Genomic DNA, 24883 nt, shown 5'->3' on the forward strand with positions numbered 1-24883 from the left:
GATCCTCCTTCGTGTCGTGGCTGCCCGAGAACCGAGCGTGACTTCTCGAACGGCGTCGTCAGCGCTCGGACTCGCGACTCAGCACGAACATGCGCAGCTCTCGTTGGGATCGGGCGGCGTAGTCGGTGTAGTCGGGCCAATGCTCGATCACGTGGGCCCACAGTTCGGCGCGCTGCTCCGCGCGCACCGGATGTGCGATCACGGAGAACGTTTCACCCTCGACGCGGACTACCGCCCGCCCTGCGGCGGCCAGGTTGGCGGTCCATGCGGGGTGGGTGGCCTGGCCGAAATTGGAGCCGACCACGATCATGTCGTCGCCGTGTGGCACGTAGAGCAGCGAGACGGTCCGCTCGGCTCCCGTCTTGCGCCCCTTGGTGGTGAGCAGCAGGTTGGGAAAACCGCCGAGTGTCAGCAGCCCGACGCGTCCTCGGGTGAGGCGCTGGGCTGCGAGGTCGACCTTGGCCGCGAATTTGACGAGGGTCAGATAGTAGGGACTGTCTCCGAACGCCCGGACGAACCTCGACTGCGACTCCATAACACAATTCCCCTCACTTCAACTTGCAAGAACTGCAACAGGTTTCACTTACCAGAATGTAACGTGTTCTACCGCAGTATGTCTGGCATTGTCCAGGCTACGTACAGTCGATGTAGCGCATGTGGGGAGCATCTGAATGAAGCACGAGCGACCAGTTGTCGTGGTGACGGGAGCATCGTCGGGGATCGGTGCCGCCGTGGCGCTGCGCCTCGGTGCGGCAGGTTGCCGAATAGTCGCCACCGGGCGCGACGCCGCGCGGCTCGACGGTACTGTCGCAGCGATCCGGGCCGAGGGCGGAGCGGCGACAGCTGTCTGTCTGGATCTCACGGCCGCCGCTGAGATCGAGGCGTTCGCCGCGGGTTTCGGCGAGTCCCACGGTGCGGTCGGCGCACTGGTTCTGTGCGCCGGTGACGCCGACATCGCCACGGTCGAGGAGCTTTCTCCTGCTGGTCTTGCGGCCATGGTTGACGTGAATCTGCTTGGTGCACACCGGCTTATCCATGCTCTGCTGCCGGGGATGATCGAACGCCGTCGCGGTGACATCGTGGTCGTCAGCAGTGAGAACGTGACCCGGTTCAAGCCGATGATGGCTGCCTACACCGCCTCGAAGTGCGCCTTGGAAGCGCTGGCGGTGACCATGCAGAAGGAGTTGGAGGGGACCGGAGTTCGGACGTCGATCGTGCGGCCGGGATCGACGCGCACCGCCATGGGGAGCACCTGGGCGCCCGCCGAGCTCGGTGCGCTGTTCGGGTTGTGGGGGCGGTGGGGTCTGGCTCGTCATTCGGGGCGGATGGATCCCGACCATGTCGCGCAGGTGGTCGAATTCGTCCTCGGCGCGCCGAGGGGAATGAATGTGGCCTGTGTGGAGGTGCAGCCTGAAGCGCCGGTGGCTTCGGTCGAAGAGGTGAAAACTGTTGCGGCAAAATAGAACCTGTTCTACTGTGCATATTGGTACCGGTTCTTAGAATCGTGAACGGGTCGATGGGGAAATCTTGGCCTGGCGCTGGGTAGTAGAACCGCCCAGAGTGATTTGCAGACTGAACGGTCTGCGGAGGGGAAATTGTGGCTCTTTTCGTGCGCACGGCGGGGACCAGCCGTCCGAGTGGCTACGCCCGCAGCCAATGGGATCCCGAGGCGGTGAACGGCACGGCTGTCGCAGCCCTGGCCGGGCAGGAGCTCGGCGACCATGCCTCCGGCGCCGGTCTCGTCCCGGCCCGCTTCTCATTGGAACTCCTGCGTCCGGTTCGCTTCGCGGGCCTGGAAACCACAGTGGTGACCACCCGCAAAGGCGCGAATATCGAAGTCCTGGACTGGGCTTCGCACCAGGAAGGGCAGCTCGTGGCGCGGGCGACCCTCACACTGCTACGCGAGTCGCGACAGCCACCCGGCGAGTTCTGGACAGCCGAGCACGGAGCGCGACCACCGTGCCCGCCCGGCCCGCCGACCAGGCCCGGCCTGTGGTGGAACCACGACAGTGCCGGACCGGACCTGTGGACCGAGCAGCCACGCGATGTGCAGAACGCGCAGCGCAAACGCATCTGGATCAATCATGTCGAGGCAATCGAGGGAGTGCCGATGTCCTCGGTCGCCCGGTTGGCCGCGACCGCCGAGCTCACGAACACGATCACCGCCTTGGGATCGACGGGCATCGGCTACATCAACCACGACACGACAGCGGCTTTCACGCGCGTACCGGCCGCAGGCGGCCTCGGGCTCGAAGCGCACCAACACCTGGCCGCGGCTGGGCTGGCTGTCAATGTCGCTCAGCTCTATGACGCCGAAGGCGTACTCGGAGTCGCCGTCGTGAGCTCGCTCTCGGTGGCCGAGCGCCGATTGGACCTCTCCGAAACGGACCCCGAATGGGCCGACTCAGGCAACCTGTCGCGGGCGCATCGCGCCAGTTAGGACTCGACATGACCCTTGTTCACTGGGACAAGTCTCGCATCATCGATGAAACATGCCGCGAATACGGCGAACTCGGCGATCGTTTCGCCGATATCAGTGTGCGCGAACTCGACAACCCCACCCGCTGTTCGGGCTGGACCGTCCGCGGCGTGCTCGCCCATCTACTCGCGACCGGCGAAGACGTCATCGACGGAACGATCGGTACCCGGCCGCCGGACGTGCAGGCCCGCGGCTACCCGCAGGCCACACCGCAGTTCTTCGCATCGGGATTCCGCTCGGTCGCGCAGCGTCTGCGACCGCACCTGGAATCGCTGGACGACGCGATCTGGGCAGCGGACACCTACGGTGTCGCCGGGCAGCCCTTCGGAGTCGGAGTGCTCACGCTCGTGCACGAGATCGCCGTGCACGCCGATGATGTGGACGACGCGCTCGGCAGGCGAGTTTTGTTATCCGACAGCGCTGTCACGACCTCGACCGAGTGGTTGTCGACCGAATTCGATCGCCTCGACTACCCGAAAACCAGGGTCGTCCTGTCCACCGGCCAGGAACTGACGGCCGGCAGCGGCGGTGAGGAGATGGTGCTCACCGGTACGCCACTGGAATTCATGCGCGCCGCCACGGGACGCATCGACGCCGAGGTGGTCGGCGGACCGGCCGATCTGAACATCTACGGCCGGGATCGCAGACATGAAGGGGTCTAGGGAAGGGAGTGGCAGCTGATGAGTCCTAGTGTCGTAGAGCTCGGTACATCACCGGCGGGAGATCCCAGCTGGGTGGTGAAGGATTATCAGACGATCCGTCGTCTGCTGTCCGACGGCCGACTCAACAGGTTCCCGCCGGTGGATGTCGAATGTCCGCCCCGGTTCACCCACGCCGAGATCATCCGGTTCAAGCACCTCGATCCGAACGCTCCGCCGCCGCCGGACGACCTTATCCGGCGCACCGTCGCGCACGCGTTCTCCAAGCGCCGGATGCACGCGATCGAAGCCAAGGTCGAGGCGATCACGACGTCGTTGATCGACGCGATGATCGCCGCCGGACCGCCCGCCGAACTACGTCGGGACTTCGCTGGACCGCTCTCCTCGCAGGTGATCTCCAGCCTGATCGGCGTCCCGGACGAAGATCACCAGCTGATTCAAGAGTTGTCCCAATCGGCGGCCAACCTCGCCGAACCCGAGATCTCCGCGCCGGCCGACCAGCAGCTGAAGGATTACATGCGTCAGCTGGTCGCCAAGAAGGAAGCCGACCTCGGCGACGATGTCATCAGCGACATCATTCGTCTGCGGGTCGACCACCCTGCCCTGGAAAATGTCGACCTCGTCATCGGATTGGCTACCGGCTTGCGCTTCGCCGGACAGATCAACACAGTGACACTGATCGACCGTGGCATCGTCCATCTGCTTCGCAACCCGGAGTTCCAGGCCGAGATAGTCGTCGGCGACCGTGCCGCGCGGGCACGGGTGGTCGAAGAGATCCTGCGGTTGCCGCATCCGGTGCAGGGTCGCCTCGCAGGTGTACCACGCTATGCCACTGCCGATTTCGAGCTGGGCGGGTGCACGATCCGGCGCGGCGATCTGGTGGTCATGGACATCGAGGCGGGAAACCTCGATCCATCGGTCTTCGCTGACCCGGGTGACTTCTGCCCCGCCCGCCCCGCCACGTCGCATCTGTCCTTCGGAGCGGGAACGCACTACTGCGTCGGTGCCGCGCTGGCCCGCTGCGAAATGGAGACGGCGTTCGCGATGCTGCTCGGGCGCTTGCCGGAACTGCGGTTCGCTGTGCCGTTCGAAGAGCTCGAACCGCTGAGCCACGAGCTGTCCGGCGGAGCGACCCGCGTCCCGATCACCTGGAAGGTGTCCCAGTCGTGCTGAAAGACGAAGAGATCACCCAATTCCCTTCTGCGGCATGCCGATCACTCGGCTTGGATCCAGTGCTGCGGGAGATGCTGGCACAGGGGGAGCGCGCACGGAAGGTCCAGCTTCCTCACGGCCCGCAATCCTGGATCATCACCGGCTACGACGACAACCGGGCGATCTACAGCCGCCCCGAGTTCACCCGCCAGGGTATCGATACCGAGGAAGCGCCCCGCCTGACCGCCGGATTGATGCTCGCGGGGGCCATCGGGTGCCAGAAGGACAAAACACACGCCGCGCTGCGGCAGGCCGCGACCAGGGTCCTCGATCGCACGATGATCTCTCAGGTCGAGGACATCGCCCTGCGAACCGCGAACGAACTCGTCGACTCCATGCGTGAGCGTGGCGACCGGTGCGATTTCGTCCGGGATTTCGCCAGGCCGTACTCTATCCGTGTTCTGTGCCAAATCCTCGGGATACCCGGCACCGACGAGGAATTCGTCATCGAGATGGTCGGCGCGATCCTCGCTGGTGGGCACAGCGGAGACGCCGGGACCGCGACCGAGGCGAGCACCCGGTTGGGTGTCTACATCATCGAGCTCGTCAACGAACGCCAGCGGAATACCGGCTCGGACTTCATCTCCCGGGTCGTCTCGCACACCGCCCTTTCCACCTACGAAGTGGTGGTTCTGACCTACGCGATGGTCATGGGTGGGTTCGAGACGACAGCCAACATGCTGGCCAAGTCGCTGGCCAGACTGCTGGTCGAAGAAGAACTCGTCGAGCGGGTACGTCACGAACCGGCGCGGATCCCCGACATCATCGATGAGCTCTTGCGGCTCACCTCGGTGGCAGGCGGCGAAGGAATTCCGTGGCTCGTGCGCGAGCCCGTCGAGATCGCCGGAATGCAACTGCAACCGGGTGAGTACGTCGTTCCGGCGCCCGGTGCCGCGAATCGGGACCCGGCTGTCTTCGACAATCCGGAGGAGCTGCGGCTCGGCCGCGACGAGCGCCAACATCAGACACTCGGCTACGCGGCGCATTACTGCTTGGGGAACAAAGTCGCCAGGGTAGAGCTCGACACGGCGTTCCGTGTTCTGCTCGAGCGATTCAGCGGCCTGCGCCTCGCGGTCGATATCGACGACCTGGACTGGGACGAGGAATCAGCCATCTGGCATCTCCGTGCGCTCCCGATCGCCTGGCGCGGGTGACGGTGACATGACACCAGAAGTGGGCGCGGCGGCGTCGGACCCCGCGGCGTCGCCGATTCCGACCGAGCGGACCTGTCCATTCGATCCACCCGACGGTTTGCGTGGACTGCCTGCGGTGAGCCCGCTCAGATTCGCCAGCGGTGCCGAAGGCTGGTTGGTCACCGACTACCGGATCGCGCGCAGCGTCCTCAGAGACTCCCGATTCAGCACCGACCGGAAGTTGACCGAAGCGCCGATTCGGGAACTTCCGCCGATCCTGCGCGAATACGGCACACCCCCGGGCATGTTCAACTGTCTCGACGGCGATTCCCATGCGCGGTACCGACGGCTCCTCGCGGGGTACTTCTCGGCGGGGCGGATCGCGGAGTTCGCGCCGCGGGCCGTCGACATCGTCGACGAACAGCTCACGACAATGGCCGAGGTGCTCGATTCCGCCGGTGAAGCCGATCTGCTTGCCGTGTTCGCGATGCCGGTTTCGTTGCGCCTGATCTGCGAACTGCTCGGGGTTCCCGATCGACTCAGCGGGGATATCGCACGGCTGGCCTCCGTATTGTTCGATCTGTCGGCGTCGGGCGACTCGATGATCGCGACCATTCTCGAGCTCCGCGAGATTCTGCTTGACGCCATCAGGCATACCCGCACCTCGCCGTCGAGTGGGCTGATCGCCGACCTTGCGCGTGATCCCGAGATCGACGACGAAGAACTGTTCCAGATCAGCCAGGTTCTCCTGCTCGCCGGATTCGAAACGACCGCGAACATGTTGGCACTGAGCACATTCGCGTTGTTGTCGGCGCCGGATCAGCTGCGTCGATTCCGTGCCGGGGAGGTATCCGCCGCGGCGGCTGTGGACGAACTCCTTCGCTATTTGTCGGTGGCCCATATGGGCCCGGTCCGCGCGGCGAGTGAATCTGTTCGCCTGGGGGAGGTGACCGTTGCGGCGGGCCAATCGGTGATGATCTCGGTCCCGGAGGTGAACCGCGACCCCGCATTGCTCGACGACGCCGACAGATTGCTCCTCGATCGTCCACCGGTGAACCACATTTCCTTCGGGGTCGGCGCACATAAATGCATCGGCCAATACTTGGCGAGAACCGAACTAGAGATCGGGCTGACGCGACTGTTCGCGCGGTTCCCGACCCTGACGCTCGCGGTGCCACCCGAGCAGGTACCGCTGCGGACAGACATGTTGGTCTACGGCGTGCACGAGCTGCTGGTCGGCGTCGAAGGCTGAGACAACGCACCGGATGAGGAGAGAACCGTGGCACTGAACATCGCAGATCTGTTCGAGCACACAGCGGATTCGGTACCCGATCTTCCGGCGGTGAAGGTGGGGGCGCGAGCGCTCACGTTCCGCGAGCTCGACGTCGCCGCGAATCGGCTCGCGCATTTTCTCGCCGAGCGGGGGATCGGGCCCGGGGATCATGTGGCGTTGTATGCGAAGAACAGCATCGAGCATGTGGTCGCCTTGCTGGCGACGTTGAAGGTGCGCGCTGTTTCGATCAATGTGAATTATCGCTACGTCGAAGGCGAACTCGACTACCTGTTCGATAATTCCGACGCCGTCGCGGTGCTGCACGACCGCACCTACGCACCGGTGCTCGCGCGCTGTGTACCCCGGCATCCGAGGATTCATACGTGTGTGGCGCTGGTCGATCCCATGGCTCCCGACGACGAATCGGACCTGTCGGGTTTCGGCGGCCTCACCTATGCGGAGGCGATCGATGGCCGGCCCGGTACGCGTGATTTCGGGCCACGCAGCGGCGACGACATCCATATCATCTACACGGGCGGAACAACCGGGTTCCCGAAAGGCGTGATGTGGCGTCACGAGGACTATTGGCGGGTGTTCGGCGGTGGCACCGATTTCGAAACCGGTGCGCTCCTGGGCGAATTCGACCAGTCCGAGGCAGCCGCGAAAACTCACCGGATGGTGAAGTTCCCGCTGAGCCCCCTTATGCACGGCGGCGCCCAGACCGGGCTCCTCCGGCACCTGTTCGTCGGCGATCTGACAATTCTCGAACCCAAATTCGACCCCGCGACCACCTGGGACGTCATCGATCGCGAGCGCGTCCAATTCCTGTTCCTCACCGGCGACGCCATGGCCCGACCGCTGATCGAGGAATATCAGCGACGCACGGCGAACGGTCTCGGCAGTGGTTCCAGCCTCGTCGTGGTGGCGAGCAGCGCCGCGGTATTCAGCCCCGAGGTCAAGAACAGGTGGCTCGACAATTTCCCGAACACCGTATTCACCGACTCGATCGGGGCGACCGAAACCGGATTCCAGGGCACAGCGGCGCAGTCCCGCGAGAATGTTCGACAGGACGGCCCCCGCGTCGCCCTCGGCCCGGATTCCGTCGTCCTCGACGACAACGGCCACCTCCTCGATCTCACCGCCGACGTCGGCGCCATCGGCCAACTGGCCCGCGCCGGCCGCATCCCCCTCGGCTACTACAACGACCCCGTCAAGACGGCCGAAACGTTCAAGACCATCAACGGCATCCGCTACGTCGTCCCCGGCGATCGCGTCCGCATCGAGCCCGGTGCCCGCGTCACCCTCCTCGGCCGCGGCTCGAACTGCGTCAACACCGGCGGTGAAAAGGTCTACGTCGAGGAAGTCGAGGCGGCAATCAAAGCCGTTGCGGCGGTGTACGACTGCATCGTCGTCGGCGTGCCGGACGAACGCTTCGGCAACGCTGTCGCCGCGGTCGTCGAACTACGACCGGGACACCAGTTGACTCTCGACGAACTCCGTGCCTCCCTACGCACCTCGCTGGCCGGGTACAAGCTCCCGCGCGTGATGACGACGGTGCCGAAGGTCCCACGCAACGACGCCGGAAAGGCGCAGTACCCGCGAGCGCGAGAGCTGGCATCGTCAGCCGCTGCGCGATGGCTGTGAATCTTCCACGATTGGTCCGCCTCGACTCCCGAACCTCGAGGTCGCCGCCCGGGTCAGCTATGAGGCATTCAGCTCTCGGACGCCGACAAGAACGCCGCGAAACTGCGTCTCGTCGAGTCGCAGGCCTTCTCGAACGGCCTGCAGCTCTACGCCTTCGACGTCAACGGCTGACCATCGCCGTCTTGACGCGGCCGCCGGCGCACCACCAGCGGGCACGGCGGTGGCTTCGCCGGTCTCGGTGCAAGGTCGATGCACCGGTGACGAGCGGAGTCCCGACTGTCACGGGGATCGCCTGATCGAGACGCAGATCCGCGACGGTTGCTTCGTCGACGGACACCGACTCCACCGGCGATGGCTCCCGCGGCCGGACAACACTGTCAGCGCGCACCGGCGCCCCGTCACACGCCGGGCGGCATTCGCAGCCGCCAGAGCCGGCCTCGAACGTCGATACCAGAGGCTGGGTAGCCCGTACACAGCTCGTCAAGCGACCTCGTCCAGGCCTTTACGCGGCGGTACGACGACAACCGTGCCAAGTGATCTCGGGTCCGCCCGTGCATGCACCGGTGGCGGCCCGCCACGGCTGTTGTCGGCAGCTGCACGGGCGTTCCCGGCCTAGCAGGCGTGTGCGCTGCAGGCAGCCGTCGGCGGTCCGAGGAGCATCTACACGGGTGCGGATCTCGCATCATCTGACTACCGGGTCGCCGGGCCGCTGTGGTCCGACAGCCCGGCCTTCGCTCGCAAGCTATCTCGACCATCTCACCGGCCCACTCTTCGCCGATTCGGGAATGAAAGTAGGCGATACACGTGTTGGAAGTCCTGGGTAAATCGTAGAAAAATCGTAGAAGGCAGGGGTGGACCCCGAAGATGACCAGGTCAGCGGTGGTATAGGCTTTGTCGGTCATGAAGTCGGCTTATTCGGGTGCGCCCAAGACGGTCTACCTCGATCATGCGGCGACCACTCCGATGTTGCCTGCCGCTGTCGAGGCGATGACGGCTGCCTTGGGGATGGTGGGGAACGCCTCGTCGCTGCACGGGTCGGGGCGGGCGGCGCGGCGGACGCTCGAAGAGGCGCGCGAGTCGATCGCGGCTGAGCTCGGGGCGCGGCCATCGGAAGTGATCTTCACCTCTGGGGGCACCGAGAGCGACAATCTCGCGATCAAGGGGATTTTCTGGGGGCGGCGGGCTGCCGATCCGCGCCGGACCCGGCTGGTGGTGAGCTCCGTCGAGCATCACGCGGTGCTCGACGCCGTGGAGTGGCTCGAGCAGCACGAGGGCGCGCAGGTGAGCTGGTTGCCCGTCGACGGCGAGGGTGTGGTGTCGCCGCACGCGCTGCGCGAAGTGCTCGCGGCGCACGGTGACGAAGTGGCGCTGGTGAGTGTGATGTGGGCCAACAACGAGGTCGGCACCGTGCAGCCGATCGCCGAATTGGCTTCCGTCGCACAGGAATTCGACATTCCGATGCACAGCGACGCGATCCAGGCGGTGACCCAGGTTCCGGTCGCTTTCGGGGTGAGCGGGCTGGCCGCGCTGAGCGTCGCGGGGCACAAGGTCGGTGGTCCGCACGGAATCGGCGTGCTGCTGCTGGGCCGGCAGGTGCCCTGTGTGCCGCTGATCCACGGTGGCGGGCACGAACGAGACCTGCGTTCGGGAACCTCCGACGTGGCGGCCGCCGTCGGCTTCGCCGCTGCCCTGCGCGCCGCCTCCGTCGAGGCCGCGCACAGCCTGAAAGCGTTGCGAGACAAGCTGATCGCCGGTGTGCTCGCACTGGAACCCGACGCTGTGCTCAACGGTCCGGCCGACGAACGCAGACTCCCCGGCAACGCCCACTTCACCTTCCCCGGTTGCGAGGGCGACTCCCTGCTGATGCTGCTCGACGCCGCCGGTATCGAATGCTCGACCGGCTCGGCGTGCAACGCGGGGGTGGCCTCGCCGAGTCACGTCCTGATCGCCATGGGTGTGGAACCGTGGCAGGCGCGCAGTTCGCTGCGGTTCTCGCTGGGCCACACCTCGACCGAAGCCGATATCGACACATTGCTGACCGTGCTGCCGCAGGTCATCGAAAGGGCCAGGGCCGCGGGTCTGGCCGGCGCTAGAGGAGGTGCCTGATGCGAGTACTTGCCGCCATGAGTGGTGGAGTCGATTCGGCGGTGGCCGCGGCGCGGGCCGTGGACGCCGGTCACGAGGTGGTCGGGGTGCACCTGGCGCTGTCGGCGTCGCCGGGCACCCTGCGTACCGGCTCGCGTGGCTGCTGCTCCAAGGAAGACGCCGGTGACGCCCGGCGCGCCGCCGATGTGCTCGGCATCCCGTTCTACGTGTGGGATTTCGCCGACCGCTTCAAAGAAGACGTGATCGACGACTTCGTCGCCTCCTACGCCGCGGGCGAGACCCCGAACCCGTGCCTGCGCTGCAACGAGAAGATCAAGTTCTCCGCCCTGGCCGACCGCGCGCAGGCCCTCGGCTTCGACGCCGTGGTCACCGGGCACTACGCCCGCCTCGAAGACGGTGTGCTGCGCCGCGCGGTCGACGCCGACAAGGACCAGTCCTATGTGCTCGCGGTTCTCACCGCCGAGCAGCTGTCCCGGGCCATGTTCCCGGTCGGCGACACCCCGAAGCCGCGCATCCGCGAGGAGGCGGCCGAGCGGGGTCTCGCCGTGGCGAACAAGCCCGACAGCCACGACATCTGCTTCATCCCCTCCGGCGACACCCGGGCGTTCCTCGGCGCCAAGATCGGCATCCGCCCCGGTGCGCTCGTCGATTCCGACGGCACCGTGCTCGGCACCCATGAAGGCGTGCACGGGTTCACCGTCGGTCAGCGCAAGGGCCTCGGCCTGAGCCACACCGCCGCCGACGGCAAGCCTCGCTACGTCACCGGGATCGACCCCGATTCCGGCACGGTGAAGGTCGGTTCGGTGGAAGACCTGCAGGTCGACGTCATCACCGCCGACCGCGCCATCTGGACCTCCGGCGTGCGCCCGACCGAACCGGTCGAGTGCGTGGTGCAGGTGCGCGCCCACGGTGGCACCGCGCCCGCTGTGGTCGAACCGGTGGGTGACGGGCTGGTCGCGCGGCTGCGTGAACCGCTCAGCGGCGTCGCGAAGGGGCAGGCCATCGTGCTCTACCTGCCCGATACCGACGGTGGCGACACCGTGGTCGGCAGCGGCACCATCAACGGCACCGATCGTGCCGGGGTCGACGCGGGGATCACCGACGCTTCCGCCTGAGGAGCGCGCCGTTCGACGACACGAAAGGTGTTGTGCACGTGACATTGTCGCGAAGCAAGAACTCCGAGGAGAGCGCGCCCGCGGACCTGCTCGCCGGCGGCATCGCCACGGGCATCGGGTCGTGGCCGGGCACCGATCCGAGGGAAGCCGCCGCGACGATCATCGGTGAACTGCCCGACCTCGCGCACCTGGTCGAACTGCCGCAGCGCGGAATCGGCGCCGACATGATCGGCCGGGTTTCGGCCTTGCTGGTCGACCTGCGCTTCGATTCGACAACGCGCGGATACCGGCTGGCCGCCCGTCCCGGTGCTGTTTCACGCCGAGCGCGCGATCTGCTCCAGTTCGACCTCGACGCCATCGAAGAGGCGTGGGAGACAGCAGGTCTGGTCGGTACCGGCCGCGTCGTGAAGCTGCAGTCGGCGGGGCCGCTCACTCTGGCCGCCGAAGTGGAACTGCCCGGTGGGCATCGGATTCTCACCGATCCCGGTGCGGTGCGCGATCTTTCGGAATCCCTCGCCGAAGGTTTGGCGCGGCACGCGGACGAGTTGCGCAGAAGGCTAGGGGCCCAGGTGGTGATCCAGCTGGACGAACCGCAGCTCACCACGGTGCTCGAAGGTTCGTTGCAGGGACCGAGCATCCTCAACACCATTCGCGCGCTTCCCGAACCCGACGCCCTGCGCATTCTCGACACCGTGATCGAGGCACAGAATGCGCCGGTCCTGTTGCACACCTGCGCATCTCGTCCCGCCCTGGCCACCATCGGCCGCACCGCCGCCGCAGGCATCTCCTTCGACGCCGCGACCATAACCACCGCCGATCTCGACGCCCTCGGCGACATCGTCGACCGGGGCAAGAAGATCGCCCTCGGCCTCACCCCGGCCGAGCAGCCGGCCGCGCCGATCACCTGGCGCGCGATCGCCGAACCCGCCGTCCGCCTTGTCGACCGGCTCGGCTTCCCCCGCACGACCCTGGCAACCCAGATCCTGGTGACTCCCGCCTGTGGGCTGGCCGGTGCCTCTCTCGAATGGTCCCGCCGCGCACTCGCGCTCAGCGCCGAGGTGGCGCGCGCCTTCGCCGAGGAACCGGAGTCGTTGAACGTCGAGTAGCGGTCGCCTGGCCGGTGCCGTAACCAGACGGGCGCTTCGGCGTCCAGGGGTTCGGACCTCAGTGGAAGACGGGTCGGCGACGGGCCCGGACGGTCGCCGAAAGTGTCGGTGGCCTCCACTAATGTGCTGGGTGTGAGTGAGAGCGACAGCGCGGTTTCCGTGAGTGCCGAAGGTGCCACCCCCGAGCAGCGGGTGCGGTGGCAGCAGTTGGCCGACGAGGTGCGTGAGCACCAGTTCCGCTACTACGTGCGGGACTCGCCGATCATCACCGACGGCGAGTTCGACGCGCTCCTGCGTGAACTGCAGGCGATGGAAGAGGCGCACCCCGATCTGCGCACACCCGATTCGCCGACCCAGCTGGTCGGCGGCGGATTCGCCACCGAGTTCACCGCGGTCGACCACCTCGAGCGCATGCTGTCGCTGGACAATGTGTTCGACTTCGACGAACTGCGCGCCTGGGCCGCCCGCGTGGAGGCCGAAACCGGTCCCGACCTGCACTACCTGTGCGAGGTGAAGATCGACGGTGTGGCCCTGAACCTGGTGTACGAGAACGGCAGACTGGTGCGCGCCGCCACCCGCGGCGACGGGCGAACCGGTGAGGACGTCACCCTCAACGCCCGCACCATCGACGACATCCCCACCGAACTCACCGCCACCGAGCAGTTCCCCATCCCGGAACTGCTCGAGGTGCGCGGCGAGGTGTACTTCCGGCTCGAGGATTTCCAGACGCTCAACGCCCAGATCGTGGCCGAAGGCAAACCGCCCTACGCCAACCCGCGCAATACCGCCGCCGGCTCGCTGCGCCAGAAGAACCCCGCGATCACCGCCCAGCGCAGGCTGCGGATGATCTGCCACGGCTTCGGCCGCATCGACGGTTACCGCCCCACCTCCATGCACGAGGCCTATCAGGCGCTCGCCGCGTGGGGACTGCCGGTGTCGGAGCACACCCGTCTGGTGCAGGGCGTGGACGCGGTGATCGAACGGGTCGCCTACTGGGGTGAGCACCGCCACGACATCGAGCACGAACTCGACGGGCAGGTCATCAAGGTCGACGAGATGGCGTTGCAGCGGCGGCTCGGCTCCACCTCCCGTGCCCCGCGCTGGGCCATCGCCTACAAGTACCCGCCGGAAGAGGCGACCACCACGCTGCTGAACATCGAGGTGAACGTCGGCCGGACCGGGCGCGTCACCCCGTTCGCCGTGATGGAACCCGTCACCATCGCGGGGTCGACGGTCGCGATGGCCACCCTGCACAACGCCTCGGAGGTGAAGCGCAAGGGTGTGCTGATCGGCGACACCGTCACCATCCGCAAGGCCGGTGACGTGATCCCCGAGGTGCTCGGCCCGGTGGTCGACGCCCGCACCGGCGACGAACGCGAGTTCGTGATGCCAACCCACTGTCCCAATTGCGGCACCGAACTGGCGCCCGCGAAAGAGGGCGACGCCGACATCCGCTGCCCCAACCAGCAGTTCTGCCCCGCTCAGCTGCGCGAGCGCGTGTTCCATCTCGCCGGGCGCGGGGCCTTCGACATCGAGGCGCTCGGCGACAAGGCGGCCGACGCTTTGCTGCGCTCCGGCGCCATCACCGACGAAGGTGATCTGTTCGACCTCGACGAGCAGAAACTGCTGTCGGTTCCGCTGTTCACCAACAAGGAAGGCGGCTTGTCCGCCAACGGCAGGCGGCTGCTGGAAAATCTGCAGGCGGTGAAGGACCGGCCGCTGTGGCGGGTGCTTGTCGCGTTGTCCATCCGGCACGTCGGCCCGACCGCCGCCCGCGCGCTGGCCGCCGAGTTCGGCAGCCTCGAGCGCATCGAATCCGCGACGGGGGAAGAACTTTCGTCGACCGACGGGGTGGGCCCGACCATCGCCGCGGCCGTGGTCGAGTGGTTCACCGTCGACTGGCATCGCGCCATCGTCGACAAGTGGCGGGCCGCCGGTGTGCGCATGGAGGACGAGCGCGACGCCTCGATCGAACGCACCCTCGAGGGGTTGTCGATCGTGGTCACCGGCTCGCTGCAGACCTTCACCCGCGACGGCGCCAAGGAGGCGATCCTGGTCCGCGGCGGCAAGGCGGCGAGCTCGGTGTCGAAGAAGACCGCGTTCGTGGTGATCGGCGATTCCCCCGGTTCCAAGGCGGCCAAGGCCGAAGAACTCGGTGTCCCGATCCTCGACGAGGACGGTTTCCGCCTGCTGCTCGAGCAAGGGCCGGAAGCGGTCAGCACACCGGCCGAATCAGAAGCCGAGTAGCGACCCCGGGCCGGGTTCGGCTCAGCGCGGGGTGACGGTGACCGTGTTCGCCATCTGGGTGCGGATGTCGAACTGGGCGCACTGGCCGTTGGTGAGTTCCACGTGCCGGTGCGTCTTCTTCGAGTTGCCCTCGATGTCGACGACGACGTCGCTACCGGTCATCGAGCACACCTTCGACACCGGTGCCTCGGTGTAGCTGACGGTCCCGGCCCCTTGGCAACTGTTCGTCGAGTTTCCCAGGAACACCCGTGCGGTCCCGTCCGGACAGGGATCGGCCGCCGCGGTCGGCGCACCCACCATCAGCACCGGAACCACGGCCCCGGCCCCCAACGCCGCAACAACCAGCCCACGAATCATCACTGCAGCTCCGCCTCTCACCGATTTTCGGCCAGACTACGCCAGACCCACACCCCCGCGCGCGACATGCACACGATCGCAAACCTGGACACTTCCCCGAGACCCAGCGACTCTCAGCCGCCCAGGGGTGCCGATGACACCTGCTACCGTCGGTCCACACAGACCTTCTGACGTCTGTTCGAAGCCTCGGGCATCGACTGTCGCGTCGACAGCAGGTGAGAACATGGGTAACTCACCGGGAACGGGCGACGGTGACCTGCTACATGGTCTGGCCGCCAACGGGAGTCCTCCCCCCACCTGAATCTGGCCTAGATTCTCGGGGAGGCGGAATAGAGAGGCGGACAAGCACTTGTTGCGGAGTTTTCAGGTGGCCAATCATGGGTCTTTGGCCGAGGCGCAGCAATTGCGGCTGACCAAGGGGGCCGGTGGACCGCTCGCGGTGCCGGTGACGGCGGTGTACGGCGTCGCGGCGTCGGGGAAGACCAGTGTGGTCGACGCGCTCGCGCAGATGCGTGATGCCGTCTTGAATTCGGTGAGCGGGTGGGATCCGTACGCGGGTCCGGTGCGTCGGCCACATCTCGGATTCGCCGACCGGCCGACCGAATTCGTGGCCGGTTTCGTGGCGGAGGGCGTTCCGTATACCTACGGCTTCCGCCTCGACAGTGCCGATGTGATCGCCGAGTGGCTCTACACCCATCCGCGTTCGCGGAAGCGAATCGTGTTCGAGCGCAACGGGGATCAGGTCAAGATCGGCCCGATGTTCGAGGCGGCCCGGTACGGGGTGACGGCGCTGGTGCCGTTGCTGCGGCCGAACGCGTTGCTGCTGAGCCTGGCCGGTCAGTTGTACGCGGAGGCTCTGGTACCCGCGTATCGCTGGTTCGCGGCGAATCTGCAAGTGCAGCAGGGCGATATCGGTGCGGAGGCGTTGGCGTACGAGCTCGGCAGCCACATCTCTCGTTCGCCCGACAACGCCGCGCGCCTGCTGATGCTGTTGCGCACAGCTGATCTAGGGATCGAGGATCTGCTGATCGCCGAGCACGACCCGATGTACGCCGACTACCTGCGTGACATGGATGCCGGAATCGCCTCGCTCACAGCACAACTGGACCAGGGCGGCGCCGATGCCGTGCTGGTGGAGCGGGAACTGAGCACGCTGCGTGCCGCCCGCGACACCCTGTACCGCCGCATGGTCGACCGGCGCGGCCCCGGCCTGAGCCTGGTGCACGAGGGCATCGACATCGCGTTCGACCTGGCCGACGAATCGACGGCGACCCGCGCATTGCTGCGGGTGCTGCCCGCGATGCTCGAGGCGCTCGACACCGGCGGTGTCCTCGCCGTCGACGATCTCGGTGCGGGCCTGCCGGTGGAGGAGACCGACCGTCTGGTGCAGCTGTTCCAGAACCCGGAGACCAACGCCCGCGGCGCCCAGCTGATCTACACCACCGCGAATCGCGCGCTCATCGACCGTAACAACGGCCGGTCCCAGCGCACCAGGACGGCGGTGTGGCAGGTGCGCCGGACGCAGGGCGTCAGCGAACTCGTCGGTCTGTAGTCGGCCTACCATGGGGTCATGCTCGAAGTGGTGATGGCGGCGGCCATGGTGACGATGCTCGTGGTCATGATCGGCGCCCTCCTGACCAGGCGTGGCGGCGGTGGCGGAGTTCAGGTCGAGCACGGGTCGCTGTCGGTGACCGGGGTGAGCCCGCTGCCCGCCATGACCGGCGAGCACTACGTGACCATCACCGGCACCATCACGGGCCCGTCGGTGCCCGCGAAGGTCGTGTACGGGCGGTTCGCGTGGGACGCGGCGCAGTGGCCGTCGATCGGTGACCAGCTCGATGTGGTCTACTCACCGCGCAACCCCGACCGCTGGTCCGCACAGCACCCGGGCCTGCGGCCATATCTCGGTAGCTGAGACGGTCCCGGTGGTCGGGACGGGTGCGTCGAAGCTCACAGCCGCCCGGGTGCGATCATGCGGGAATGCACGGCAACAACCACGCAACAGTGAGCGGTCCGCAGATCCGGACCGCGCAGCCCGACGAATACGACGCCATCTCCGCCCTCACCGTCGACGTGTACGTCGGCGACGGGTATGTGCCCGCCGACAACGACTACACGCGGGAACTGGGTGACGCGGCGCACCGGGCCGCGCACGCACAGGTGCTCGTCGCCCTGCACGAAGGGCAGGTCGTCGGATCGCTCACCATCGCCGAACCCGGCAGCCCCTACGCCGAGATCGCCCGCCCCGGCGAACTCGAGTTCCGGATGCTTGCGGTGTCGAAGCGGGCGCGTGGCCTCGGGGTGGGAACGGCGTTGGTGCGCACCGTGATCGAGGAGGCGAAGACTGGTGGCTACGAGGCGGTGGCGCTGACGACCATGTCCACCATGGTCGACGCGCATCGCATCTACGAGCGTCTGGGCTTCGTCGCTGTGCCCGAACGCAATTGGCGCACCGACGACGGGCTGCCGCTGTTCGTGATGCGGTTGGCGCTCAGTTGAGCACGGTCGCCACGATGCCCGCGAGGTAGCCGAGCCGCGCGACCTCGGACGGGCGGAAATCGGGCCCGCCCGGGCGGCCGAGCAGCAGCGCTTTACCGGATCCGCCGAGCGGTGCGGCCGCCAGCTTGGTGTCCATGTCGCGCCAGATCTGCGGCACCCATTCGGCTTCGCCGTCGAGCCACATCGGCTTCTCGATGGGCATCCACGGAGCCGAACCGGCTTGTGTCTCAGGGGCACTCGGGCTGCCGACCACCCGGTAGGCGCCCGAGGGGCCGAGCGCGATGATGGTCGACCAGCCCGCCCGTAACACCCGTGGCACCCCGTCGACGAGGACCTGCATGCGGTCGTCGCGCGCGCCGGCGACCTGATCGATCAGCTCGAGCTCGCGATGGGTGTCGAGGACGCCGGAGTACGGGCGGATGGAGTCGACACTCACATCGCGCACGGATTCGGCGGCGGTGATGAGGGTGTCGGGCAGTGCGCCGGTAGGCACTTCGACGACCAGATCGTCGATGGCGAATCCCGCGCCGCGCTCGACGACGTCGAGCGAGAGGATGTCCGCGCCCACTCCGCCGAGTGCCAATGCGAGGGAACCGAGGCTTCCCGGTCGATCCGGAAGTTGCACGCGGAGCAGGTATGACACGTGCGTTCCTTTCCTTGACGGCCGAGGCTGTTCGAGACGAATACCCGGTGAAGCAATACTTACACCCCCAACCGAGGGATCTCGACTCGAGTATGACCCCATCGCGCCGAGGAGGGTGAAGTTTCGTGCGAGGCGGGTGCGTCCGGGGCTGTTCGCCCACCTCGTTAGGCTGTACCGGAAGTTCTTCCCACCCGAAGCCGAAAGGGGTCCCGCGGTGCCCGCAATCTCCCGCGACGAGGTCGCTCACCTCGCCCGGCTGTCCCGGCTGGCGTTGACCGACGCCGAACTCGACCAGTTCGCCGGTCAGCTGGATTCGATCCTCAGCCATGTGCGGACCATCACCGAGGTCGCCGCCGATGTCCCCGCCACCGCGTCGCCGAACCCGACGACGAATGTGACCAGGCCCGATGTGGTGGTGCCCGGTCTCACCCCCGAGCAGGCGCTGGACCAGGCGCCCGCCGTGGAAGAGCAGCGTTTCCTGGTCCCGCAGATTCTGGGAGAGGGCGAATGAGCGAGTTGACCACGCTGTCGGCGGCCGAGCTGGCCGGCAAGATCCACGGCGGCGAGGTGTCTTCCACGGAGGTCACCCAGGCGCACCTGGATCGCATCGGCAAGGTCGACGGCGAGCTCAACGCCTTCCTGCACGTCGCGAGCGAGCAGGCGCTGGCCGCGGCCGCCGTGGTCGACGCCGCGATCGCCGCGGGGGAGCAGCCCGCCTCGCCGCTGGCGGGAGTTCCGTTGGCGCTCAAGGACGTTTTCACCACCACCGACATGCCGACCACGTGCGCGTCGAAGGTGCTCGAAGGGTGGATGTCGCCCTACGACGCCACCGTCACCACCCGGTTGCGCGCCGCGGGTATCCCGATTCTCGGCAAAACCAACATGGACGAGTTCGCGATGGGCTCGTCCACCGAGAACTCCGCCTACGGCCCCACCCGCAACCCGTGGGACACCACCCGCATCCCCGGTGGTTCCGGCGGTGGTTCGGCCGCCGCGCTCGCCTCGTTCCAGGCGCCGCTGGCCATCGGCACCGATACCGGTGGGTCGATTCGTCAGCCCGCCGCCGTCACCGCCACCGTCGGCGTGAAGCCCACCTATGGCACCGTGTCCCGGTACGGCCTCGTCGCGTGCGCGTCGTCGCTCGACCAGGGTGGCCCGTGTGGTCGCACCGTGCTCGACACCGCGCTGCTGCACGAGGTGATCGCCGGGCACGACCCACGCGACTCCACCTCCCGCAACGTGCCGGTGGCCCCGGTGGTCGAGGCCGCACGGCAGGGCGCCAACGGCGACCTGACCGGTGTGCGGGTCGGCGTGGTGCGCGAATTGCATTCCGACAGCTACCAACCCGGCGTGCTCGCCTCCTTCGACGCCGCCGTGGCGGTGCTGAAGGAACTGGGCGCCGAGGTGATCGAGGTGTCGTGCCCGAGCTTCGAGTACGCGCTGTCCTCGTACTACCTGGTGATGCCCTCGGAGGTGTCGTCGAACCTGGCGCGCTTCGATGCCATGCGCTACGGCCTGCGCGTCGGTGACGACGGCAGCCACAGCGCCGACCAGGTGATGTCGCTGACCCGTGAGGCCGGTTTCGGCCCGGAGGTCAAGCGCCGCATCATCATCGGCACCTACGCGCTGTCGGCCGGCTACTACGACGCCTACTACGGTCAGGCACTCAAGGTGCGCACGATGATCGCGCGCGACTTCGACGCCGCCTACGAGAAGGTCGACGTGCTCGTGTCGCCGACCAGCCCGTTCACCCCGTGGAAGCTGGGCGAGAAGGTCGACGACCCGCTCGCCATGTACCTGTCGGACCTGTGCACCCTGCCGACCAACCTTGCCGGGCACCCCGGCATGTCGGTGCCGTCGGGGCTGTCGGCCGACGACAACCTGCCGGTGGGCCTGCAGATCATGGCGCCCGCCCTGGCAGACGACCGGCTGTACCGGGTCGGTGCGGCCTATGAGGCGGCCCGTGGCCCGCTGCCCACACCGGGCGCGGTCTGAGAGTTCGTACCGAGCGGGGCTCGTCGAGGATGAGAATCCTTGACGGGCCCCGCTTTTCGTAGGCGCGGACAGCGAGTTCGGTTCGCGGCCGGGCGGTCATCGCGCCGAGTCCAGCGCGCGGGCGACGTTACGAGACGGCGCGAGCGGCGACCCCGGCCGTCATGGCGTCGAACCCGGCACGCAGGTGCTTGCCGAGCGCCAGGGTGACGACGGGGCTGAGCCAGCCGGCCAGGGTGAAGCGCGATTCGTAGCGGCAGCGGTCCTCGCCGAGCGGGACCACGGTGTGCGAGCGCAGGCTGTGCAGCGCGCCCAGCGGCACCGGCTTCATCGCGTAGCTGAACTCGACGCCCGGCGTGTGGGTGCGGATCCACTCGCGCTGGGCGCGCTTGTTGCCGCCGAGATTCACCATCATGTCGATCGGCTCGCCGGGCACCAGGGTGCTCGAGGCCTCGTAGCAGAAGGTATTCCACTCGCCGTAGTGTGCGAAATCGGTGAGCACCTGCCAGACTTTCGCGGCGGGGGCATCGATCTCGACCGTCTCGTCGATCACCAGAGTCATGCGTGAAAGCTAGAACAAGTTCTAGAAAACGGCAATGTGCTCAGACCACGCGGCGGCGTTTGCGCAGCGCGTCGATGATCACCGCGCACGCCGCCGTCACCGCGAACAACCCGAGCACGGTGCGTGCCAGCGGCCACAGGTTGGGCCGGTCGGCCGGGTCGGTCTCGGCGAAGACGTTCTCCACCACCGGTGCGGCGTAGTCCTGCCTGCGCGAGTTCACGTCGACGGCGGTGAAGGCGATATCGGCCATCACACCGCAGCGCGCGCGGGAGAACTCGTCGTCGCGCAGCTCACAGGCGGCGTGGATGCGCCGGTTCAGGGCCGCGTCCACCGAGCGCCGTGCCCACGGGCCGAGCGGCTCGTCGACCCGTTCGGCGTAGCGCAGCATGTCGTAACCCAGGTCGTGGGCCTTGCAGGCGGCCTCGAACTCGCCCGGCAATGTCACGGGGGAGGAGCAGCCGCCGTTCGGGTTCACCAGCATGCCGTCCTGCTCGGCGGGGTCGTACCCGAACTTGAAACCGAAATCGCGGGGGATGAGCGCGGGCGCGTCCGGGTCGTCGTCGGTGAGGGAGCGCACCACGGCGGTGGCGGCCGCGTTCTCGACCCCGCTGCCCGGGGTTGTACCCATCGCACCCGGTGCCGACATGACGACCGCGGAGGCCATCGCGAGCCCGGCGGTGCACAGCGCGATGCCACTGCGGCGGCGATGGGGAGTGGTGGTGTCGGCGGGCGACGCGGAAGCTGTGGCACGGGCGCGGCGAGCGGCGGGTGCCGGGCGAAGCGGGGTTTTCATGGCCTCCGACAGTAAGGAGCGGGTCGTACGGCGGCATCCCGCTGTGGACCGGTTTCGCGAGGCGCGCGGGTGGTGTCCCGGCGCCGGGGTCACACCAGGGTAGGGGGTCGGAGTTCGTTCGTGGGTATGAGGTGGGTCGACGGCCCGTTTCCTAGGCTCGTGACCATGACCGGACAACTGCGCACCTCGGCACGCCGGATCGACGCGAACACCTGGTTCGATCTGGCGACCGTGCTGGTAGCGCTCATTTTGTACAGCGTCGCGTGGCCGACGCTGTTCGTCACCCACGAGGTGCCCTCGGCGGTGGCACCGCTGATCTCGGGGCTCGCGGTGTTCCCGCTTCTGCTCGTCCGGATCAACCCGTCCCTCGGCTGGGCCATCTCCGCCGGCGCGGCGCTGCTCATCTCGCTGGTGCTCTCGCCGATACCGGGCAACGATCTGCCGTTCCAGGTGGTGCACGTCATCGTGCTGTTCGTGCTGCTGTTCGCGGTGGCCTTACGCGCGCCGCTGCCGGTGGTGGTCGTCGCCTGGGCGGGGCAGTCGATGCTGTTCGCCACGACCATGCCCGGTTCTGCCGACGGTCCGCTGTGGGGCTGGCCCATCGGGTTCGGCGCGCTGGCCCTGCTGGGCTACCTGTTCCAGACCGTCGGCGCCTCCCGCGCCAAACTCGAGCGACAGGCCGAGGTCACCGAGGTGGAACGCGCGCGCCGCGCCATCCTCGAGGAGAAGGCGCGCATCGCCCGTGACCTGCACGATGTGGTCGCCCACCACATGTCCATGGTGGTGGTGCAGGCCCAGACCGCGCCCTACCGGATCGCCGATCTGCACCCGGCGGCCGCGGCGGAATTCGAATCCATCGGCGTCTCCGCGCGCACCGCGCTCAACGAGATCCGCGGCATGCTCGGCGTGCTGCGCAGCGACGGGCAGCTGCCCGAACACGCACCGCAACCGCGCGCCGCCGACGTGCCCGCGCTGTGCGAGTCGGCCGCGCGTGCGGGTCTGCCCGTCGAGTGGACCGTCGACGGTGACCTGTCGGCCGTGCCCGAGACCACCGGGCTGGTCGTGTACCGCGTCGTCCAGGAATCGATGGCCAACTGCGCGCGGCACGCACCCGGCGCCCCTGTGCGCGTCGCGGTCGGCGTGCGGCCCGGGCTGGTGACGGTGACGGTCCACAACGACCCCGCCACCGGTGTGCCCAACAAGAGCACGGGCGGCGGGCACGGCATCGACGGCATGCGTACCCGGGTGGCGGCGGTCGGCGGACAACTGCTCGCCGGACCCACTGCGACCGGCGGATTCGAGGTCTCGGTGACGCTGCCGACCCCGTAAGGTGGTCGCGTGGCTATTACCGTCTTGATCGCCGACGACCAGGCGATGGTCCGGCAGGGCTTCGGCGCTCTGCTCGGTGCCCAACCCGACATCAGCGTCGTCGGCGACGCCCCCGACGGCAAAGTGGCGGTCGCCGAAGCGAAAAGGCTTCGCCCCGACGTCGTGCTGATGGATGTGCGCATGCCCGAGATGAACGGGCTCGACGCCGCCCGCGCCATCCTCGCCGCCGGTTTCGACCCGCCCGTGCGGGTGCTCATGCTCACGACCTTCGACATCGACGACTACGTGTACGAGGCACTGAGCCTGGGCGCCAGCGGATTCCTGCTCAAGGACGCACCCGCCGAGGAACTGGTGCGTGCGGTGCGGGTGGTCGCCGACGGACAGGCGCTGCTCGCACCGACGATCACCCGCCGCTTGATCGCGGACGTGACCCGGCGGCGCAACACCGTGCGCACCGCACCGGCGCCCGCCCTGTCGACACTGACACCGCGCGAACGCGAAGTACTCGAACTGGTGGCCAAGGGCCTGTCCAACACCGAGATCGCGAGCGAACTGTTCGTGGCCGAGCAGACCGTGAAAACGCATGTGTCCAAAGTCTTTTCCAAGCTCGGCCTGCGCGACCGGGCCCAAGCGGTCGTCCTCGCCTATGAATCCGGTCTGGTCGTTCCCGGCTGAGCGGGCCCGCTCAGCGCGGGCACACTCCGCCCCGCAGGTCGGGCAGATGACGTGCCAGCAACAGCGCCATCCGGTCGAGCAGGGCGGTGGTGTCCTCGAAGCTGCCCGAATCCGCCTGTGCGGCAAGGGCGACCGCCAATTGGCCGCTGCCGACGGGGATCAGCCCGAACTGGCGGACCGTGTACATGCCGGTGTCGTCGTCGGGACCCCAGCCGCCCTTGAACTCCGCGTGGTCGAGCAGGCCGAGGCCCCAGCCCTGCTCGGGGGTGATCTCGCCCATCAACCGCATCACGACCTCGGTGTCGGGCAGGCACGGCAGCTTGGAGGCGAAGCGCACCTGGTTGGCCAGCGACCATTCGGTGACACCGAAGGCCGTGTAGTCGAGTTCGGTACGCATCTCCGGCTTGTCGGTGTTCACCTCACCGGCCTCGTCGAGTACCTGCTGCACCGCCTCGGCCGCCGCCGTGCCGTCGCCGAGGGACTGCCACAGGCCGTAGGCGGCGTCGTTGTCCGACACCGTGATCGCGGCCTGCACCATCTCGAAGATGGACTGGTCGTGGTCGTGGCGCAGGGCGGCGACGGCGAGCGGAACCTTGATGGTGGACCAGGCGATGCCGGTGGTCCAGTCGCCGTAGATCGTCATCCGTCCGCCGCCGACCGGCATCAACGCCATCCCCACCTGGCCGGGCAGGGTCGCCTGCAGCTGGGTGAATTCGGCGGCCAGCGAGTCGGGCAGGATCACCGACTGACCGGGACGCCAGGCCTCGCCCTCGTCGCGCTGGACCGTCGGCGCCGTCGCGGCGGTCGGGTTGCCGGGCACCGCGCACGAGCCGGTCAGCGCCGCCGACATCAACAGCACACCGGACACGAGACCGCGACAGGCAGCCTTCACAGTAGAGCCAGCCACCTGAAAACCCTCCCCACCACCGGTTGCGCGGGGGCGCTGTGTTCCGGCGGTGCAAACTACTCGTCTAGCGCGCCCGGACGATCTCGGGCGTATGCCAGTAAGTTTCGCATATGCCGGGACGGTCGCGCTGTCCGGCGACGGGCGCTGAAAGG

The 24883-nt window shown here is 67.5% G+C and carries 24 protein-coding genes; 18 read left to right on the forward strand and 6 right to left on the reverse strand.

The features are described from left to right. Window positions 1–58: 58 nt before the first annotated feature. Entirely contained in the window at window positions 59–535 is a 477-nt protein-coding gene (locus ACWEVR_RS12720) for a nitroreductase family deazaflavin-dependent oxidoreductase (RefSeq protein ID WP_452467071.1), read from the reverse strand. 136 nt (window positions 536–671) lie between these two features. Here ACWEVR_RS12720 and ACWEVR_RS12725 point away from each other — a divergent pair, with 136 nt between their 5' ends. From ACWEVR_RS12725 to ligA, 11 genes are all read left to right on the forward strand, one after another. Continuing rightward, window positions 672–1463: an SDR family NAD(P)-dependent oxidoreductase gene (locus ACWEVR_RS12725; RefSeq protein WP_452467072.1), complete on the forward strand. Its 792-nt coding sequence runs from the start codon at window positions 672–674 to the stop codon at window positions 1461–1463. 134 nt (window positions 1464–1597) lie between these two features. After that, window positions 1598–2440, forward strand: coding sequence for an acyl-CoA thioesterase domain-containing protein (locus tag ACWEVR_RS12730; protein WP_452467073.1), 843 nt, complete (start codon window positions 1598–1600; stop codon window positions 2438–2440). Window positions 2441–2448: 8 nt separating this feature from the next. Beyond that, entirely contained in the window at window positions 2449–3141 is a 693-nt protein-coding gene (locus tag ACWEVR_RS12735) for a maleylpyruvate isomerase family mycothiol-dependent enzyme (RefSeq protein ID WP_452467074.1), read from the forward strand. Window positions 3142–3159: 18 nt separating this feature from the next. After that, window positions 3160–4311 carry a cytochrome P450 gene (locus ACWEVR_RS12740; protein WP_452467075.1) on the forward strand — a complete coding sequence of 384 codons (1152 nt, stop codon included), beginning with the start codon at window positions 3160–3162 and terminating at the stop codon, window positions 4309–4311. Beyond that, complete coding sequence (locus ACWEVR_RS12745; protein ID WP_452467076.1) at window positions 4305–5504, forward strand: cytochrome P450; 1200 nt, start codon at window positions 4305–4307, stop codon at window positions 5502–5504. The genes ACWEVR_RS12740 and ACWEVR_RS12745 overlap by 7 nt, the downstream gene beginning before the upstream one ends. A gap of 115 nt (window positions 5505–5619) precedes the next feature. Continuing rightward, window positions 5620–6735 (forward strand): cytochrome P450, encoded by a 1116-nt coding sequence (locus ACWEVR_RS12750; RefSeq protein ID WP_452467077.1) that lies wholly within the window; start codon window positions 5620–5622, stop codon window positions 6733–6735. A gap of 27 nt (window positions 6736–6762) precedes the next feature. Continuing rightward, window positions 6763–8400: an acyl-CoA synthetase gene (locus ACWEVR_RS12755; protein WP_452467078.1), complete on the forward strand. Its 1638-nt coding sequence runs from the start codon at window positions 6763–6765 to the stop codon at window positions 8398–8400. A 900-nt stretch (window positions 8401–9300) separates the two neighbouring features. Beyond that, complete coding sequence (locus ACWEVR_RS12760) at window positions 9301–10506, forward strand: cysteine desulfurase family protein (protein WP_452467079.1); 1206 nt, start codon at window positions 9301–9303, stop codon at window positions 10504–10506. Next, window positions 10506–11621, forward strand: a complete 1116-nt coding sequence (gene mnmA, locus ACWEVR_RS12765; protein WP_452467080.1) for a tRNA 2-thiouridine(34) synthase MnmA — start codon at window positions 10506–10508, stop codon at window positions 11619–11621. The genes ACWEVR_RS12760 and mnmA overlap by 1 nt, the downstream gene beginning before the upstream one ends. 38 nt (window positions 11622–11659) lie before the next feature. Further along, window positions 11660–12727: a methionine synthase gene (locus ACWEVR_RS12770; protein ID WP_452467081.1), complete on the forward strand. Its 1068-nt coding sequence runs from the start codon at window positions 11660–11662 to the stop codon at window positions 12725–12727. Between the two features lie 132 nt (window positions 12728–12859). Then, window positions 12860–14974 carry an NAD-dependent DNA ligase LigA gene (gene ligA, locus ACWEVR_RS12775; protein ID WP_452467082.1) on the forward strand — a complete coding sequence of 705 codons (2115 nt, stop codon included), beginning with the start codon at window positions 12860–12862 and terminating at the stop codon, window positions 14972–14974. Window positions 14975–14995: 21 nt separating this feature from the next. Here ligA and ACWEVR_RS12780 read toward each other — a convergent pair whose 3' ends face one another. Beyond that, entirely contained in the window at window positions 14996–15136 is a 141-nt protein-coding gene (locus tag ACWEVR_RS12780; RefSeq protein WP_452467083.1) for a hypothetical protein, read from the reverse strand. Window positions 15137–15698: 562 nt separating this feature from the next. On the opposite strand from ACWEVR_RS12780, the gene ACWEVR_RS12785 reads away from it, so the two are divergent. The 3 genes from ACWEVR_RS12785 (at window position 15699) to ACWEVR_RS12795 (ending at window position 17830) form a co-directional block, all read left to right on the forward strand. Beyond that, window positions 15699–16883 (forward strand): AAA family ATPase, encoded by a 1185-nt coding sequence (locus tag ACWEVR_RS12785; protein ID WP_357150510.1) that lies wholly within the window; start codon window positions 15699–15701, stop codon window positions 16881–16883. 18 nt (window positions 16884–16901) lie between these two features. Next, on the forward strand, window positions 16902–17246 hold the full coding sequence (locus ACWEVR_RS12790; RefSeq protein WP_067493220.1) for a hypothetical protein: 345 nt from the start codon (window positions 16902–16904) through the stop codon (window positions 17244–17246). Between the two features lie 65 nt (window positions 17247–17311). Then, complete coding sequence (locus ACWEVR_RS12795) at window positions 17312–17830, forward strand: GNAT family N-acetyltransferase (RefSeq protein ID WP_452467084.1); 519 nt, start codon at window positions 17312–17314, stop codon at window positions 17828–17830. Here the strand turns inward: ACWEVR_RS12795 and ACWEVR_RS12800 are convergent. Further along, on the reverse strand, window positions 17823–18473 hold the full coding sequence (locus tag ACWEVR_RS12800) for an ACT domain-containing protein (protein ID WP_067493223.1): 651 nt from the start codon (window positions 18471–18473) through the stop codon (window positions 17823–17825). The two genes, ACWEVR_RS12795 and ACWEVR_RS12800, sit on opposite strands and share 8 nt — an antisense overlap. 214 nt (window positions 18474–18687) lie before the next feature. Here ACWEVR_RS12800 and gatC point away from each other — a divergent pair, with 214 nt between their 5' ends. Together gatC and gatA are read left to right on the forward strand one after the other, a co-directional pair. Next, the gene (gene gatC, locus ACWEVR_RS12805; protein WP_067987962.1) at window positions 18688–18984 is read left to right on the forward strand and encodes an Asp-tRNA(Asn)/Glu-tRNA(Gln) amidotransferase subunit GatC; all 297 of its coding nucleotides are present in this window, start codon (window positions 18688–18690) and stop codon (window positions 18982–18984) included. After that, a complete protein-coding gene (gene gatA / locus ACWEVR_RS12810; protein WP_452467085.1) occupies window positions 18981–20468 on the forward strand; it encodes an Asp-tRNA(Asn)/Glu-tRNA(Gln) amidotransferase subunit GatA in 1488 nt (495 codons plus the stop codon). The genes gatC and gatA overlap by 4 nt, the downstream gene beginning before the upstream one ends. 127 nt (window positions 20469–20595) lie before the next feature. Here gatA and ACWEVR_RS12815 read toward each other — a convergent pair whose 3' ends face one another. Both ACWEVR_RS12815 and ACWEVR_RS12820 read right to left on the reverse strand, forming a co-directional pair. Further along, complete coding sequence (locus ACWEVR_RS12815) at window positions 20596–21027, reverse strand: SRPBCC domain-containing protein (RefSeq protein WP_067636924.1); 432 nt, start codon at window positions 21025–21027, stop codon at window positions 20596–20598. A gap of 40 nt (window positions 21028–21067) precedes the next feature. Beyond that, the gene (locus tag ACWEVR_RS12820; protein WP_452467086.1) at window positions 21068–21820 is read right to left on the reverse strand and encodes a hypothetical protein; all 753 of its coding nucleotides are present in this window, start codon (window positions 21818–21820) and stop codon (window positions 21068–21070) included. A gap of 165 nt (window positions 21821–21985) precedes the next feature. Here ACWEVR_RS12820 and ACWEVR_RS12825 point away from each other — a divergent pair, with 165 nt between their 5' ends. Beyond that, on the forward strand, window positions 21986–23149 hold the full coding sequence (locus tag ACWEVR_RS12825; RefSeq protein WP_452467087.1) for a sensor histidine kinase: 1164 nt from the start codon (window positions 21986–21988) through the stop codon (window positions 23147–23149). A gap of 9 nt (window positions 23150–23158) precedes the next feature. Beyond that, the gene (locus ACWEVR_RS12830) at window positions 23159–23824 is read left to right on the forward strand and encodes a response regulator (protein WP_452467088.1); all 666 of its coding nucleotides are present in this window, start codon (window positions 23159–23161) and stop codon (window positions 23822–23824) included. A gap of 10 nt (window positions 23825–23834) precedes the next feature. Here the strand turns inward: ACWEVR_RS12830 and ACWEVR_RS12835 are convergent, their stop codons facing one another. Beyond that, a complete protein-coding gene (locus ACWEVR_RS12835; protein WP_452467089.1) occupies window positions 23835–24731 on the reverse strand; it encodes a hypothetical protein in 897 nt (298 codons plus the stop codon). Between the last annotated feature and the right edge of the window lie 152 nt (window positions 24732–24883).

It is taken from the genome of Nocardia sp. NPDC003979, assembly GCF_053605015.1.

Coding starts and splice junctions, on each gene's coding strand:
- ACWEVR_RS12790 (WP_067493220.1), top strand. CDS start 16,902: ATGCTCGAAGTGGTGATGGCGGCGGCCATGGTGACGATGCTCGTGGTC.
- ACWEVR_RS12825 (WP_452467087.1), top strand. CDS start 21,986: ATGACCGGACAACTGCGCACCTCGGCACGCCGGATCGACGCGAACACC.
- ACWEVR_RS12760 (WP_452467079.1), top strand. CDS start 9,301: ATGAAGTCGGCTTATTCGGGTGCGCCCAAGACGGTCTACCTCGATCAT.
- mnmA (WP_452467080.1), top strand. CDS start 10,506: ATGCGAGTACTTGCCGCCATGAGTGGTGGAGTCGATTCGGCGGTGGCC.
- gatA (WP_452467085.1), top strand. CDS start 18,981: ATGAGCGAGTTGACCACGCTGTCGGCGGCCGAGCTGGCCGGCAAGATC.
- ACWEVR_RS12740 (WP_452467075.1), top strand. CDS start 3,160: ATGAGTCCTAGTGTCGTAGAGCTCGGTACATCACCGGCGGGAGATCCC.
- ACWEVR_RS12820 (WP_452467086.1), bottom strand. CDS start 21,820: ATGAAAACCCCGCTTCGCCCGGCACCCGCCGCTCGCCGCGCCCGTGCC.
- ACWEVR_RS12815 (WP_067636924.1), bottom strand. CDS start 21,027: ATGACTCTGGTGATCGACGAGACGGTCGAGATCGATGCCCCCGCCGCG.
- ACWEVR_RS12735 (WP_452467074.1), top strand. CDS start 2,449: ATGACCCTTGTTCACTGGGACAAGTCTCGCATCATCGATGAAACATGC.
- ACWEVR_RS12795 (WP_452467084.1), top strand. CDS start 17,312: ATGCACGGCAACAACCACGCAACAGTGAGCGGTCCGCAGATCCGGACC.
- ACWEVR_RS12725 (WP_452467072.1), top strand. CDS start 672: ATGAAGCACGAGCGACCAGTTGTCGTGGTGACGGGAGCATCGTCGGGG.
- ACWEVR_RS12720 (WP_452467071.1), bottom strand. CDS start 535: ATGGAGTCGCAGTCGAGGTTCGTCCGGGCGTTCGGAGACAGTCCCTAC.
- ACWEVR_RS12780 (WP_452467083.1), bottom strand. CDS start 15,136: ATGACCGGTAGCGACGTCGTCGTCGACATCGAGGGCAACTCGAAGAAG.